Origin of the sequence: Flavobacterium xueshanense, assembly GCF_900112975.1 — a bacterium.
GTDB lineage: Bacteria > Bacteroidota > Bacteroidia > Flavobacteriales > Flavobacteriaceae > Flavobacterium > Flavobacterium xueshanense.
The window spans coordinates 304019-318618 of sequence record NZ_FONQ01000002.1 but is presented as its reverse complement, the minus strand read 5'-3'; the positions used below and the strand labels follow the sequence as shown (position 1 = coordinate 318618).

14 protein-coding genes are annotated in these 14600 nt (G+C 31.1%); 2 read left to right on the top strand and 12 right to left on the bottom strand.

The annotated features are described in order from the left end of the window. Nucleotides 1-20: 20 nt before the first annotated feature. Entirely contained in the window at nt 21-1295 is a 1275-nt protein-coding gene (gene purD, locus BMZ76_RS03610; RefSeq protein ID WP_091203350.1) for a phosphoribosylamine--glycine ligase, read from the bottom strand. 132 nt (nt 1296-1427) lie between these two features. Here purD and BMZ76_RS03605 point away from each other — a divergent pair, with 132 nt between their 5' ends. After that, nucleotides 1428-2738: a phenylacetate--CoA ligase family protein gene (locus tag BMZ76_RS03605; RefSeq protein WP_091203349.1), complete on the top strand. Its 1311-nt coding sequence runs from the start codon at nt 1428-1430 to the stop codon at nt 2736-2738. Here BMZ76_RS03605 and BMZ76_RS03600 read toward each other — a convergent pair. From BMZ76_RS03600 to BMZ76_RS15850, 8 genes are all read right to left on the bottom strand, one after another. After that, nucleotides 2722-3504 (bottom strand): glycosyltransferase family 2 protein, encoded by a 783-nt coding sequence (locus BMZ76_RS03600; protein ID WP_091203348.1) that lies wholly within the window; start codon nt 3502-3504, stop codon nt 2722-2724. The two genes, BMZ76_RS03605 and BMZ76_RS03600, sit on opposite strands and share 17 nt — an antisense overlap. Nucleotides 3505-3506: 2 nt before the next feature. Then, nucleotides 3507-4859, bottom strand: a complete 1353-nt coding sequence (locus BMZ76_RS03595) for an exopolysaccharide biosynthesis polyprenyl glycosylphosphotransferase (protein ID WP_091203347.1) — start codon at nt 4857-4859, stop codon at nt 3507-3509. Between the two features lie 287 nt (nt 4860-5146). After that, nucleotides 5147-6130 carry a UDP-glucuronic acid decarboxylase family protein gene (locus BMZ76_RS03590; protein WP_091203346.1) on the bottom strand — a complete coding sequence of 328 codons (984 nt, stop codon included), beginning with the start codon at nt 6128-6130 and terminating at the stop codon, nt 5147-5149. 84 nt (nt 6131-6214) lie between these two features. Beyond that, nucleotides 6215-7255 (bottom strand): NAD-dependent epimerase/dehydratase family protein, encoded by a 1041-nt coding sequence (locus BMZ76_RS03585; RefSeq protein ID WP_143071047.1) that lies wholly within the window; start codon nt 7253-7255, stop codon nt 6215-6217. After that, nucleotides 7194-7940, bottom strand: a complete 747-nt coding sequence (locus tag BMZ76_RS03580; protein ID WP_091203344.1) for an FkbM family methyltransferase — start codon at nt 7938-7940, stop codon at nt 7194-7196. Before BMZ76_RS03580 ends, BMZ76_RS03585 begins: the two co-directional genes overlap by 62 nt. A 17-nt stretch (nt 7941-7957) precedes the next feature. Further along, nucleotides 7958-9172 carry a WcaI family glycosyltransferase gene (locus BMZ76_RS03575; protein WP_091203343.1) on the bottom strand — a complete coding sequence of 405 codons (1215 nt, stop codon included), beginning with the start codon at nt 9170-9172 and terminating at the stop codon, nt 7958-7960. Nucleotides 9173-9181: 9 nt separating this feature from the next. After that, the gene (locus BMZ76_RS03570; RefSeq protein WP_167547411.1) at nt 9182-10273 is read right to left on the bottom strand and encodes a glycosyltransferase family 4 protein; all 1092 of its coding nucleotides are present in this window, start codon (nt 10271-10273) and stop codon (nt 9182-9184) included. After that, entirely contained in the window at nt 10263-11003 is a 741-nt protein-coding gene (locus BMZ76_RS15850; RefSeq protein ID WP_167547410.1) for an O-antigen ligase family protein, read from the bottom strand. The genes BMZ76_RS03570 and BMZ76_RS15850 overlap by 11 nt, the downstream gene beginning before the upstream one ends. Nucleotides 11004-11295: 292 nt before the next feature. On the opposite strand from BMZ76_RS15850, the gene BMZ76_RS15845 reads away from it, so the two are divergent. Next, entirely contained in the window at nt 11296-11439 is a 144-nt protein-coding gene (locus BMZ76_RS15845; protein WP_167547409.1) for a hypothetical protein, read from the top strand. A 46-nt stretch (nt 11440-11485) separates the two neighbouring features. Here BMZ76_RS15845 and BMZ76_RS03560 read toward each other — a convergent pair whose 3' ends face one another. The 3 genes from BMZ76_RS03560 to BMZ76_RS03550 all read right to left on the bottom strand — a co-directional run bounded on the left by BMZ76_RS03560 (nt 11486) and on the right by BMZ76_RS03550 (nt 14573). Beyond that, nucleotides 11486-12772 carry a hypothetical protein gene (locus BMZ76_RS03560; RefSeq protein WP_091203340.1) on the bottom strand — a complete coding sequence of 429 codons (1287 nt, stop codon included), beginning with the start codon at nt 12770-12772 and terminating at the stop codon, nt 11486-11488. Nucleotides 12773-12793: 21 nt separating this feature from the next. Then, on the bottom strand, nt 12794-13204 hold the full coding sequence (locus BMZ76_RS03555) for a hypothetical protein (RefSeq protein WP_091203339.1): 411 nt from the start codon (nt 13202-13204) through the stop codon (nt 12794-12796). Between the two features lie 124 nt (nt 13205-13328). Then, the gene (locus BMZ76_RS03550) at nt 13329-14573 is read right to left on the bottom strand and encodes an oligosaccharide flippase family protein (RefSeq protein WP_091203338.1); all 1245 of its coding nucleotides are present in this window, start codon (nt 14571-14573) and stop codon (nt 13329-13331) included. Nucleotides 14574-14600: the final 27 nt, after the last annotated feature.

Here is a 14600-nt window from a genome sequence, read left to right as displayed (position 1 = left end):
AAGTGAACGATACTTGTCAATTATTTCAAGTCGTTTCCAATATCTTTTCTAAAATACATCTTATCGAAATGTAGCTTGTCTATGTTTTGGTAAGATTTTTTTATGGCCTCTTCAAAATCATTTCCAAAAGATGTTACAGCCAAAACTCTTCCTCCATTTGAAAGAATATTTCCGTTATCCAGTTTAGTACCCGCATGAAAAACAATAGAATCTTGAATTTTTTCCAATCCGGAAATTACTTTTCCTTTTTCGAAATCTTCCGGATATCCACCAGAAACAATCATAATTGTAGTAGCGCTTCTTTTGTCAATTTCCAGATTGATTTCGTCTAGTTTTTCATTGGCTACAGCCAAAAACAACGCTACCAAATCCGTTTTCAATCTCGGGATAACCACTTCGGTTTCCGGATCGCCCATTCTCACATTATATTCAATTACGATTGGCTCGTTATTAACATTGATTAACCCAATGAAAACAAAACCTTTGTACGGAATTCCGTCTTTTTGAAATCCATCAATGGTAGGTTTTACGATGCGTGTTTCAATTTTTTCCATTAAAACCGCATCAACATAAGGAACTGGAGAAACAGCTCCCATTCCGCCCGTGTTTAGTCCTGTATCGCCTTCGCCAATGCGTTTATAATCTTTAGCCGTTGGCAGAATTTTATAATTTTTCCCATCAGTAAGAACGAAACAACTTAATTCAATTCCGTCAAGGAACTCTTCAATAACGACTTTAGAACTTGCGGCACCAAATTTTTGATGAACCAGCATGTTTCTTAATTCTTCTTTGGCTTCTGCCAAATCCTGAATAATCAAAACGCCTTTTCCGGCGGCCAATCCATCAGCTTTCAAAACATACGGAGGTTGCAGTGTTTCCAAGAATTCACATCCTTTTTCTACCGTTTCAGCTGTAAAACTATCGTATGCGGCAGTTGGAATGTTATGTCTGATTAGAAATTCTTTGGCAAATTCTTTACTTCCTTCCAGTTGTGCGCCCATTTTTGAAGGACCGATAACCGGAATATGACTTAATGCAGCATCGTTTAGAAAAAAATCATAAATCCCTTTTACCAAAGGATCTTCTGGTCCCACGACAACCATTGCTACTTTTTCCTGAATAACAAATGCTTTTATAGCTTCAAAATCAGTTGGACTGATAGCGACATTAGTAGCAATAGAAGCCGTTCCCGCATTTCCTGGTGCTACAAAAAGTGTGTCACAAAGCGGACTTTGAATCATTTTCCATGCAAAAGCATGTTCTCTTCCGCCTGAACCCAGTAGTAAAATTGTCATGTGTCGTTGTGTTTAGTTGTGCAGCAAAAATAATTGCTTTTGAACTTAAAAAATAATTAATTTTTAAAAAGTTGTTGGTTCTCCATTATTAGTTGTTGGTAAATATTATTTTTGATGAAATATACCTTTAAGATGTTCCCACTATTCGACTTATCGCTGCAGCTAAATAGTTTCCCAATGAAGGAAGCCAAAGCCGAATTGCGGAAAATTGTAGCCTTTTCTGAAAAAGAACACGAGACTTTCGTTGAACATAAAAAATTGGAAATTGTTCATTTTCATTTGCAAAACAATATTTTTTACAAAGATTTAACCGGCGTAACAACTTTTACCCGCTGGGAAGATTTACCAGTTTTAAATAAGAAAAATTTACAGAAACCATTACAGGAAAGGCTTTCGGAAGGCTATTCCGCTAAAAACATTTACGTCAATAAAACGTCTGGTTCCAGCGGAACTCCTTTTATTTTTGCCAAAGATAAATATTGTCATGCGTTGACTTGGGCTTCAAACATGTATCGTTTTGATTGGTACGGCATCGATTTTAATGTATCCTTTCAAGCGCGTTTTTATGGAATTCCAATGGATTTCATAGGCCATCAAAAAGAGCGTTTAAAAGATGCTTTGAGCCATCGGTTTAGGTTTCCCATTTTCGATTTATCTGATAAAGTTTTAGATGGATTTTTGAATCATTTTCGAACTAAAAAATTCGATTACATCAACGGTTACACGAGTTCGATTGTTTTGTTTGCCAAATTTTTACAAAAGAAAAATATTGTATTAACAGCCATTTGTCCCTCTTTAAAAGTGTGCATGGTAACTTCTGAAATGCTTTTTGAAGAAGACAAACTCTTATTGGAAAAACAATTTGGGATTCCTATCGTCAATGAATATGGCGCTTCAGAACTGGATTTGATTGCCTTCCAGAACCCAGATGATGAATGGCAGGTGAATTCCGAAACGTTGTTTGTGGAAATTTTAGATGACAATGATAAAGCAGTTCCTAACGGTACTTCAGGACGTATTGTCATTACTTCCTTATTCAATAAAGCGCATCCGTTTATCCGATACGATATTGGCGATATTGGAATTTTGGACGAAAAAAGCACGTTGCAAAAACCAATTCTCAAAAAATTAATTGGAAGAACTAATGATGTTGCTATTTTGCCAAGCGGAAAAAAGTCGCCCGGACTTACTTTCTATTACGTGACAAAAAGCATTATTGAAGACGACGGAAACGTAAAAGAATTTGTGATAAAACAAACCAAAATAGATACTTTTGAAATTGAATATGTGAGTGAAACCCAATTAAATTTGGCACAAATTAAAAAAATTGAAAAGGCGATTGAACTGTATTTGGAACCGAATTTAAAATTTATATTTATCCGAAAAGATACTTTAGAAAGAAGCAATCGAGGGAAATTGAAGCAATTTAAATCGATGCTTTAATGGTCTTGGAATAACGTGGTTTGAGGATTAATTGAGTAAACAAAAAACCAATCATGCAAAGTGTTGCACCAATTAAATTCAAACGGTGATATGATCTGTACACTGAAAAATTATGTTTTACTAAATCAAATTTAGATGCAGAAATCGAGTTGTCTCTGATGCGATAAAAAGCCAAACTCTCCGGAACAAGTTGTGCGAATTTTATTTTTTTAAGAACAGTCAGCCACATCATCCAGTCTTGTCGTTTCCGGATGGAGGAAATAGCGATTTTCCCAAAGTAATTTACGTCATAGATACCCGTTAGATTCCCTACATAATTACAAAAAAACAACTGCCGGTATGAAAGATGCAGTGGCGCTTCGATTCTTCTGTTAAGCGGTTGTCCAGCTTCGTTGATGCATTCATAAAAAGAGAACGTGAAAGGAAGATTATTCACTTTCATGAACTCAATTTGTACTGCTAACTTGTTTGGTTTCCACAAATCATCTGCATCCAAAAAAGCAATATATTTTCCGTTTGCCTTCGCCAAAGCGGCGTTTCTGGAAATTCCGGTTCCTGAGTTTTTTTCGAGTTTAAAAAGTTGGACTCTTGCGTCTTTAATTGCGATTTCTTCAATTATAGAAACCGTTTCATCAGTGGAGCAATCATCTACTATTATCATTTCCCAATGCTGATAGGTTTGGTGCTGAACCGATTGAATCGCTTCAACAATAAATTTTTCAGAATTAAAAGAAGGAGTAATTATGGACACAAGTGATTTTTCCATTTTTAATACGCTTTTTCATCACCTTTTATGGTGTTGTATATTGTGTTAAAAATAATCTTAATATCTAATAAAATAGACCAATTTTCTAAATAAAAAATATCAAATTTTACTCTGTTAATAATATCTTTATCTGTTTCGACTTCACCACGAAATCCTTTGGTTTGAGCAAGTCCGGTTATTCCTGGCTTTATAAAGTGGCGTACCATGAACTTATCCACCTTCAACGCATACATTTCGGTATGACTTACCATGTGGGGTCTGGGGCCTACAACGGACATATCGCCAAATAATACATTTAAAAACTGTGGCAGCTCATCAATACTTGTTTTCCGTATAAACTGACCTACTGTAGTTACCCGAATATCATTTTTAGAAACCTGATTTACATCAGCTTCATCGTTTAATTCCATCGATCTGAATTTGTAGCAATTGAATTCTTTATAATTTAATCCATTCCTCTTTTGTATAAAAAACAAAGGCCCTTTTGATTCCCATTTTATAAAAATTGCGAGAATTATGGTAAGCCAAGATAACAACCCTAGAATCACCACAACCGAAAATAAAATATCAAAAACCCGCTTGATGACCTTGTTCAAGGTATCGTCTAACAAGATATTTCTCAAGGAAATTACTGGAATGTAATTGTAATATTCAAAAGTAAAATTCCGGGAAAGAATCTGCTTTTCGTCCGGAATAAATTTTAATGTTTTTAGGTTATTGTCAGCAAAATATACAATTTCATTAATTTGATTTTGCGTCAAATCACTCATCGAACAATACATTTCATCTATTTTGTGTTCCAAAACAAAGGCAAAACTCTCCCTAAGCTTTCGCACTTTATCTTTTTCCAAGTCAAAAACTTTTTCTAATTTATATCCATAATCCGGATTTTCAGTAAAAAACTGTTGTAATGGCTTCACACTTTTAGAATTTCCTAACAGTATTACAGTTCTAAAATTACCGCCAAAAAGCACTCTGTACCTTTTTAGAAAATAATAAATACACAGTTTAATGATTAGAATTAAGAACAGCGAAACTGAAGTGAAGAGAACGATTCTTTGAAAACTGGAATTTTCAGAGTCAAAAAAAGCGAAGGCGAGACAGATAAGCGTAAACAAAATCCCTTGCTTTAGAGCACAATTTAGTATGGAAATCACTTTCGTGTATCTATAAACTTCATAAAACCCCAAACTAGAAGCTATAATAAACCAACTTATACTTATAAAAAGGGGATAAAAAAGCTCGTAAACAGGAAAGCCAGTCAAGTATACTGAGAGTACATTGATAACAATTAAGTCTATTACAAATGAAAAAGGGCGAATATAGCCTGAATATCTTCCCGTTTTGGTTTTCACTATTTTATCCGATTAGAAAAGTCATACTGATTTTCTTTTACTACTATGATTACACTCCGAAACCGAAAATAAGCTGTCTTTTAATGCAGTATTTTCATGCCCAAATTATGATTTTTGAAACAAAAATAAAAGTGTTTTTATTATAAATTTATGTTTAAATTAATTTATAACATTTAAACTACGCATCGGCATGTAAAAATGGTTTATTTTATTACAATATGAAATCAAAAAGAGTATGATAAAACTACACAAGAATGACGAAACCATTTTGAGCCTAAATCCTTGTATTAAAAAATATATTTTGAAAAATCCTTGTGCTCCTCTTTGGATAATTCTTCTTTAGATAAAGATTTGAAATAATCATACGTGATTTTCATTCCTTCGGCACGACCTACTTTAGCTTCCCATCCTAATAAATTTTTAGCTTTAGTAATGTCAGGCTGACGCTGCAGAGGATCATTTACGGGCAACGGATGATAGACTACTTTTTGATTTGTGCTTGTTAATTTTATAATTTCTTCTGCAAAATCCTTGATGGTGATTTCGTCCGGGTTTCCAATATTTACTGGATAAACGTAATCCGAATGCAATAATCTGAAAACACCTTCTACCTGATCATCAACATAACAAAACGAACGAGTTTGCATCCCGTCACCAAAAATGGTTAAATTTTCTCCGCGAATCGCCTGACCTATGAATGCTGGAATAACACGACCGTCATTAAGTCTCATTCTTGGCCCATAAGTATTAAAGATTCTAACGATTCTGGTTTCTACACCATGAAATGTATGGTATGCCATAGTGATTGATTCTTGAAAACGTTTTGCTTCATCATACACTCCTCTTGGTCCTATTGTATTTACATTTCCATAATATTCTTCGGTTTGCGGATGAACCAATGGATCTCCGTACACTTCAGAAGTGGATGCAATAAGAATTCGTGCTTTTTTTACTCTGGCCAATCCCAACAAATTGTGCGTTCCCAAAGATCCTACTTTCAGGGTTTGAATTGGAATTTTTAGATAATCTATTGGACTTGCAGGTGATGCAAAATGAAGTATATAATCTAAATTTCCCGGAACATGGACAAACTTTGTGATGTCATGATGGTAAAATTCGAATTGTTCTAATTTAAAAAGATGCTCAATGTTTTTTAAATCCCCAGTGATGAGATTATCCATCCCAATAACAAAATAACCTTCTTTGATAAATCGGTCACAAAGATGTGATCCTAAAAAACCTGCGGCTCCAGTGATAAGTATTCTTTTCATAAATCAATTTTACGAACGCAAGGTATAAAAAACAATTAACAAATAATCTTGTAAAAAATGAGATTTGTTTTAAATAATGGTGCTTTACACGCTTTTGGCATGTTCATTTTTAATCCATTGAGTAGTTATTTTTACACCATTTTCCAGCTTATAAGGCAACTCTCCACATAATTTCTCTAGATTTTGAGTGTCATAAACCATATCCGTTATTAGATTGTTTAATCTAAATGAAGTTAAAGGAGGATTTTTCCAACCGGTTTTTAGTAGAATATCACCGATTTTTCCGGCTATTATTAATAGAAAAATGGGAACCTCTTTTGTTTTCTTTCCGTTAAACTCTTCAGAGATTAAATTTGACCATTCTTTTAGATTAATTGCTGGATAATCTGATAAATAATAATTTTCTTCTGTATTTTCTTTAGAAGCAAATAATATTTGCTCTATTTGAAAAACCGTATTGCTGACAAACCCAAATGATTTTTTAGGATTGTAATTTTTAGGTAAAAAGAATGTTTTTTTTCTGATAGTATCAAAAAAAGTACGATAAGGAATTTCAAAATATGGACCCCAAATTGAAGTTGGCCTAACAATTACATAATCATGTTTTGCCTTTTCCTTAACTAATTTTTCTCCAATGACTTTACTTTCGCCATATAAATTTGGAGGACAAAAATCATTAAATGAAGTCGGTAAATAATCTATTCTACAAACCATTCGACTTGAAGCATAAATTGTTTTTATTATGTTCGGAAATGAATTTACAACCTCAACAATGTTTAGAACTCCATCCGTATTTGCGCTGTAACTGTTGATTGATTTTTTTTCTTCTAAATCTGTGCGTGCTGCCAGATGAACTACATATTCAGGATTAAATGTATTGAAACATGATTTAATATCACTTAAATTTAAAATATCCCCTTTGACCCAATTTTTTAAATACAATTTATTTTTTGGTGAATTGATATCTAAGTTGATAACTTCGTGGTTTTTAGAACAAAAATATGCTACTAAGTTAGTCCCTATAAAGCCAGAACCTCCGGTGATTAGTATTTTTGCCATAGAACTATTTCCTTTTTTCTGTTTTTTTATATAATAAATCCACCTCGATGTATTTATTCTTATCACCTAAATTAAAATCAAGCATTCCCATTAATTCAAATTCCCTTTCATTCAGATAATTATTCATTTTTGTAAAGGAAGGTTGATTGGAATACAGTTCCTCTAAATTTGCTTCAATAACAATATAATCAATATTGTTGATTGTTTCTACTGCACCTTTTAAAACTTCCAGTTCATATCCTTGAACGTCTAGTTTTAAAAGGGCATTACCTTTGGTTTTATTTTTGATTAAATTTAAAGAGTCTAGGGTCTTTATATTAACAATAATTTGGTTTAAATCATTTTCTTGTTTAGGATAGTGTTTATTTGTACTACTAATCTCCAATATTGAACTAATATGTCCGTAATTATTTTTATTAAACATAATGGTTCCGTTCTCATTTCCTAAAGCAACATTATGAATTCTAATATTTTTTTTGTTTTCAAATGTTTTTTTAATCTTTGAGTAAAGATTTGGAAGCGGTTCAAAAGCATCTATTCTTGCTTCAGGATAAAAATAGCTCGCTACCTTCGAAAACTGTCCCGAATTAGCTCCTACATCAATTATATAATGCAATTCCGGAACCATTTCCTTTAAATTTGAAACTACTTCAAAAGAGGCTAAAGAAAATAAATTTCCTTTTAATATATGCAAGATCCATTTTGATTTTGCAATAATAAAAATCCTTTTTATTAAGGTAGAATATTCCATTTATTATCAATTGTTTTTTATTTTTTTTGAACTGTATCTTCTAATTTTAATTGAAATTCTGATAAAACTTTTTCATACGAAAAATTTTCAATTACAAAATCTCTTGCTAAAATTCCCATTAAACGAGCCTTCTCAGGATTGTTTTTTAAATCCATTAGACACATTTTTATTGTTTCAATAGTATTCTCATCAAAATAATAACCCCCGTGAGAATTCTCAAAGTTAACCTTTATTTCAGAATCTTTATGGCCAGTAACTATTGATGGTTTTGCACTTGCCATCATCCCTAAGATTTTTGAGGGCATGACCAAATCGTTGAACTCTGAGTTTTGAAACAATACATGAACATCCGCATCACACAACAAATTATTTAACTGTTTATAAGGCACCGGAGGATAATAGGTGAAATTTACTTTGTTTTGTAATTGTTTTAAAACTTCCACGCGTTTTGCTCCTTCACCCACTAAATAAAAATGAAATTCGGGATGTACTTCCATTGCGGTTACAAACTCAATATAGAAATTCCAATCTTGTTTTTCTCCAATATTACCAGAATAAAGAATGTTAAACGTATTTTTATTAAAAACTTTATTTTCCTGTGCAATTTCTGGATTTATTAAAGAATAATCAATCCAATTAGGAAAGTAAACTTGATTGACTGTTGTTTTTTGCGCTGATTTTATCATCATTCCTCTACTGATGGTGCTAATAAAGTCCGCTCTATTTAAGGTCCATTTTTCAATTTTAAATAAAATCTTTGACGGTAACTGATTCTTTGCTGAAATCCCATTTTTAAAAGCTGCATCAAATTCAAAATCCTGGATGTGAACCCAAAGCATTCCTCCTCCCCTTATTGTTTTTAAAAACCACCCAAGAATAATGGAAAGCGTAAAAGGCATAACAACTAATACCACATCTGCTTTCTTGATTTTTATAATATTAAAAACTGAACCCAAAAAAAAATGAGTCATTTGAAGCACTCTCTTAAAAAAAGTTGGCTTTACGGGAGTGTATTGTTTGAATCTATATACCGTTACATTGTTTATAATTTCTTTTGAAAAGAGAGGATTGTTTGCATAATTTGAATAGATTTTCCATTGCGGGTAATAGGGAACTCCTGTTATTATATTCACATCATGTTTTAAAGCCAAAAACTCTGCCATGCCCGTCGAATATAAACCTATCCCACTATCCTCCGGGAAATAATTATGACTGATTATAGTAATTTTCATTTATGAAATTTATTTCTGTATCGTTTCTAAAATTATAGCTTCTAGTGTTGATATAAATTTGGTTTCAGTAAATTTATTTCTCGCATAAACTCCGTTTGAGATTCCTTTTTTTTGTACTTCATCCCATCTTGAAACTATGAATTTTATTTTTAAATAAAGATCCTCTTCACTTTTTTCTTTACAAAAAACAGCATTTTCCTCAGAACATATATCTGGAATTCCTGCATGCTGTGTTGTCAAAATTAAATTATTAAATGCCATAGCTTCCAGAATACTAATGGGTTGTCCTTCCATACTGAAAAAAGTAGGGAGACAAAAAACATTGCCCCAAATTAACAAATCTTGTTTGGCTACACCAGAAACAATCCCAAGATACTCCACATTATTTAATTCTGCCAGCAATCCATCTACATTATTTCCTGAGATCTTATTGCCTGCTATTTTAACTTTTAGAAATAATCCTTCTTCATTTAATCTTTTTATAACTTGAAGCAATAGGTTTATTCCCTTCTCTTCTAAAAAATTACTTAAAAAGAAAAGTCGGATTTCTGTAAAATCTTTCTTTTTAAGTAAAATCTCTTCCGAAATTATTAATTTGTCTTCTACAAAATTATACAGTTCTCGAACAGCATCAGAAGCTATAAAAGGTGTTAGATTGTCTCTTAAAGAATTAGAAAGTACAATTCCAGCGTCAAACGATGCAATAAGATTAAAAAAGACCTTCTTTTTTATTCCTTTTAGAGATTGGTATTCTTTTTTAAGATGGTTACTGTGCAGATGAACTATTGTTTTCTTGTTTACAATTTTAGACAACAAAATAAAGGGTGCATATTTTAAGACTCCAAAAAAAGTAATTCCTATCGTGATATAAACTACATCAACCGTAAAAATTTTATAGCCTTGAAAATAGGTTTTTAGGAATGATAATTTATCAACTGAGAACTGACCAATTGCACCGTTTACCTTATCAGAATGTTCCGTATTTATTTTTTTTATGTTCCAATTTCTCTTTATTAAACCATTTGCAACAACTTGATTGGACAAGCTTATTCCTTTTGGCGGACCTGGAAAAGGACCAATGATAAGGAGGTTATATCTCATTTTTAAGGTTTTTGTCAAATTCTGAAGCATATATAAACATGCAATTTGTAAAGGAATAGATAATTATTCCATTTTGTCGTTCCAAAACACTTTCGAATAGAAAAACAAAAATAAAAAACAGTAAAAAGACAACTCCTTCAGCATTCTTTCTTTTGATAAATATTCGAATAAAGTAGAGCAACGAAAATAAATACAAACAAATTCCCACAATTCCCGTTGCTAATCCTATTTGAAGAAATTGGTTGTGCGCATTATAATTTTCCTCAGATAAAACCGTATAACCATCCGCCGCCAATTGTGTGCTTAAAACTGCTTGGGCATCTCCAATTCCATATCCTAAATAATCTGATATTTGAATTACTTTCGCACTTGTGTTCCATAGAATGTATCTAATACCAGACGACGTTTCTTTATTATTTACAATACTACTAGTATCAAATATTTCCAAAAAACGGTTTCTAATTTCGGCAATAGATAGTGATAATACCATTAAACTTATAAAAACGAATACCAATTTAGCGATTTGTTTTTTATCTCGTTTTAGAAACAAAAGAATGCCAGAAAGAATACAAAAAGAAACAACAACACCTTTTCTTGCCAATATTAAAAGTCCAGAAATTAAGACTAAAAACAAAATGAAATTAAAAATTTTATTTTTGAAACCTTCCATCAAAATAAAAAATAATGCTACCGAAAAAAAGATTGATATATAAATAGGATGCTCATTCATGCCCCAAAATTCAAATGTTATGTAGGAATAACAATAATATAAATCATGTTTTTGACTAAAATATCCTAATTGAAATAAGTAAATAAATATTAAAATTGAATAGATACTTGCGGCAATAATAAAGGTCTTCCGGAATACTTGATTGAACTTTACTTTTGTCTCACAAGTTAAAAAAGAATATCCAAGAGGTATAATTAATATTGGAATACTACGGACTAAAATTGCAAAACCTTTTTGAATATTTTCAGAAAAAAATAAGCTAAGCGCATAAACGATAAAGAAAATACTAAACATGAAAACTGTTTTCATTTTAATTTTAGCGCTGATTCTGTATTTAAAAATAGAAAAAAGACACAGAAGAAAAAAAACCATTACCGTAATGGGCTTTACTTTAAATGGCAGTAGCACAAATAAACCGCAAAAGAAAGCAACATAAGGAACTGCTTTTTCAATTGAGAAATCGTTAATTTTTGTTTTTACCCTCATTCTGTCAAGAGATTACTATTGCTTAATTTACGCGGCAATTTAGTTTTTAATCCTTTTAAAATAAAATAAAGCAGATAAAGCGCCATAGAATAATAAATAAAACGATGTGAAGATCGCAGATTATACTCAAAACTATGAACAACATATAAAACTAACAATAAGAATTGAAGTACAGCCCACAAATATTTTTTGCGCACTATTTGATTTTTGATAAAATAATCTATCGCTGCAAAATAATATCCTAATAAGGAATAATAAAAAACACTAAAAACAGGGTATTTGGCTAATTCACCAATGGCCGTAAAAGGAGCTATTTCGTTTATTCTTAATTTAGAAGCAATACTATACCAATTTGTCATTCTTCCCGGTAATGGATTCAGTGTGGTGATTAAATTACCAATCGAAGCATTTTTATACAAATGAATGGTTTCGGAAGTAGCGTAAAACCCAAAAATAAACGTATAATAAATATTCATTATAGTGTAAGTAAATAAAATTTCAGGTTTTTCAAGTGTTACTTTTAAATACGGAATTAAACCATGTCCATTCGCTTCTAAACGCAGCGAAATGTTGTATCCAAAGAAAAAAATTACAAAAGGAATAAAGAAAATATAGAACGTTCTGGCTCTGGAACGATTTAAAAAAACGGAATAACTCAACCCAAATGCTAATAAATAAATAGTGGCTGATCTGCTCCCCACTCCTATCCCTACAATAATGGCAATACAAAAAGCTGTCAGCGCAAGTGACCTGTTAGTTCTGTATACAGCACCTGACAAAAGGCACAAAACAATAAATAAATTTTGATAAATAATTTTAAAAATAGAATTATCCTTCGGAATATATTCTGCTCTGTAAAATAGTAAAGAACCGTAATCAATGTAAACCAACAACACACATAACAAAGCGATGATTACTATAATCTTAGAAATTTGATTGGTGTTGAGTTTAAGATTTCGCGTATCAATAATTTTGATTCGCTGTTTGGCTAAAACGAAATACGATTTATTAAAAACCGAATAGATAAAAACGCCTAACAAAAACAGCAAAAGCATTTTTAGATAAACAAAAAAGGTTCTGTTGAATTTGTTTTTTCCAATAAAATCAAACTGAAAAAAATTGAATTTCTCGTATCTTGGATAAAAATTATGATATAATACAGTCGAAATTAAAACTCCTGCAAAGAACAATACAAAAACATCAACAGGTGACAGCAAAAATATTTTTCGCTTCCAATATAGAATTCCTACCAGTAAGAATAAAAAAAATAAAATTACAACCATTAATATCATTTTAGGGATGTATTAACCTCTTTCAAGCGCTTTTATACCAGCATTTGTATTGTAAAAATTTGCCGTGTGTCCCACAATATACATATAAAGTTCTCCCTCTTTCTCATCCATCAATGAAATTTGAGGACTGGACTCGGGGCCCTTAAATACTTTAATGGAATACGTTGGTGTTTTGTAAACCGGAATACTATCCGCATTTGTAGCTTCATACCATCCAGAGGCATTTTTGCCTACAAATACCTTTCCAGTCAATCTATTCAATACCACTAATGAATATTCATTAGCATCTGTTTGATAAAGTTCCATTTGATAATTTTGTTTGTTTACAATTTCTTTTAAACTAAAAGAGTCTGTTTTCTTTTCCTCTTCCTTGCACGATAGAAATAGCGCTAATACAAATATCAAATAAAAATAATTTTTCATTTTTTAATCTTTTTTAATTTAACTTTTATACAAATATAGTTGCAATTTTTAATTTTCATTGTCAAATTAGACTATAATCATATCGATTTAAAATAGTTTTCTGGTCACTGTTTTTTGTATCAAATTACAACAATGTTTTCTTTTTTACAGCAAAATAAAAAATAAGCATAACCATAATTACATCAACACTAATGCGAAGCAGCAACAAATTAATAAAACTCATTTGATTCATTACATACAAAAGTAACACTGTAAAAAAATAAATCAAACATGAAAAAACAAGCGCATAATTATATTGTTTTAACGCACCAAAAGCAACTAAAGAACAGCTTCCTATAATTATAGAACAACTTATCACCGGAATTAATACCACCAATGATTCTAGTAAATAAGCATATTTTGTCATTTGATTTCCTCCAAAAAAAGTCATCATTTCTTCGGAAAAATAATAAATACTTCCAGAAAAAAACAAAGCACTACAAATGGTAAAAAGCACCAATCGTTGCAAAAATAATTTGTTTTTAGTCCTTACAATTAAAGGAAAAACTGCTTGTTGAATGACTTCAAATGGAAATATGAAAGCAAAAATTATTTTAGAAGCAATATCAAAACCAGAAACTAAGTTTTTTGAACAGAAATAACCAATTAGAAAAATGGTTCCAAAATTTAAAAAAAGTGTCGAAAATCTTCCTAAAAAAAACAAATATCCCTCTTTTAGATAATGCTTAATGGTTTCTAAGGGAACAAGTATAAATTTAAAATCAGATTTCTTTTTTAGAAAATAAAACCCTAAACCTCCCCAAACAATGTTAGAAAGAACTAAAATAAAAATATATACTGCGATGTGACTTGAATTTTTTACAAATAGTATCGTAAGAAAAACCAATAATGTTCTGGAAACCACACTTACAATAGCAATGGGCTTCATTTTTTCAATTCCTTGAAAATACCAAATTGGAAACAATATTTCTCCAATTCCCATAAACAACATAAAAAATATCAAATCGATATGTTTGGCTATTTCATTGTTAAAAGAAAACAACCCCAAAAGAACAAAACCAAAAACAAATAATCCTGTTTTTACAGTTATAATTGCAGAAATAATTTCATCGATTTTAGTTTTATTTTGTTTGTTTTCAACAATGTATTTAGCCGCATACATATCAAATCCAAAATTAACCAATATCAGAAAATATTGAACAAATGAATCAACCCAAGTAAGAACTCCGTATCCTTCCTCGCCCAAAGTCCTTATCAAATAGCCTAATAAAATATATTTTGACAGTATGTTAGCAAACTTTATTACACTAAAATAAAAAAAGTTCTTGGCGATTTCGTTATTTAATGACAGGTATATTTTTCTAAACATTTACTTGCAAATTAGTTGTATTTACCT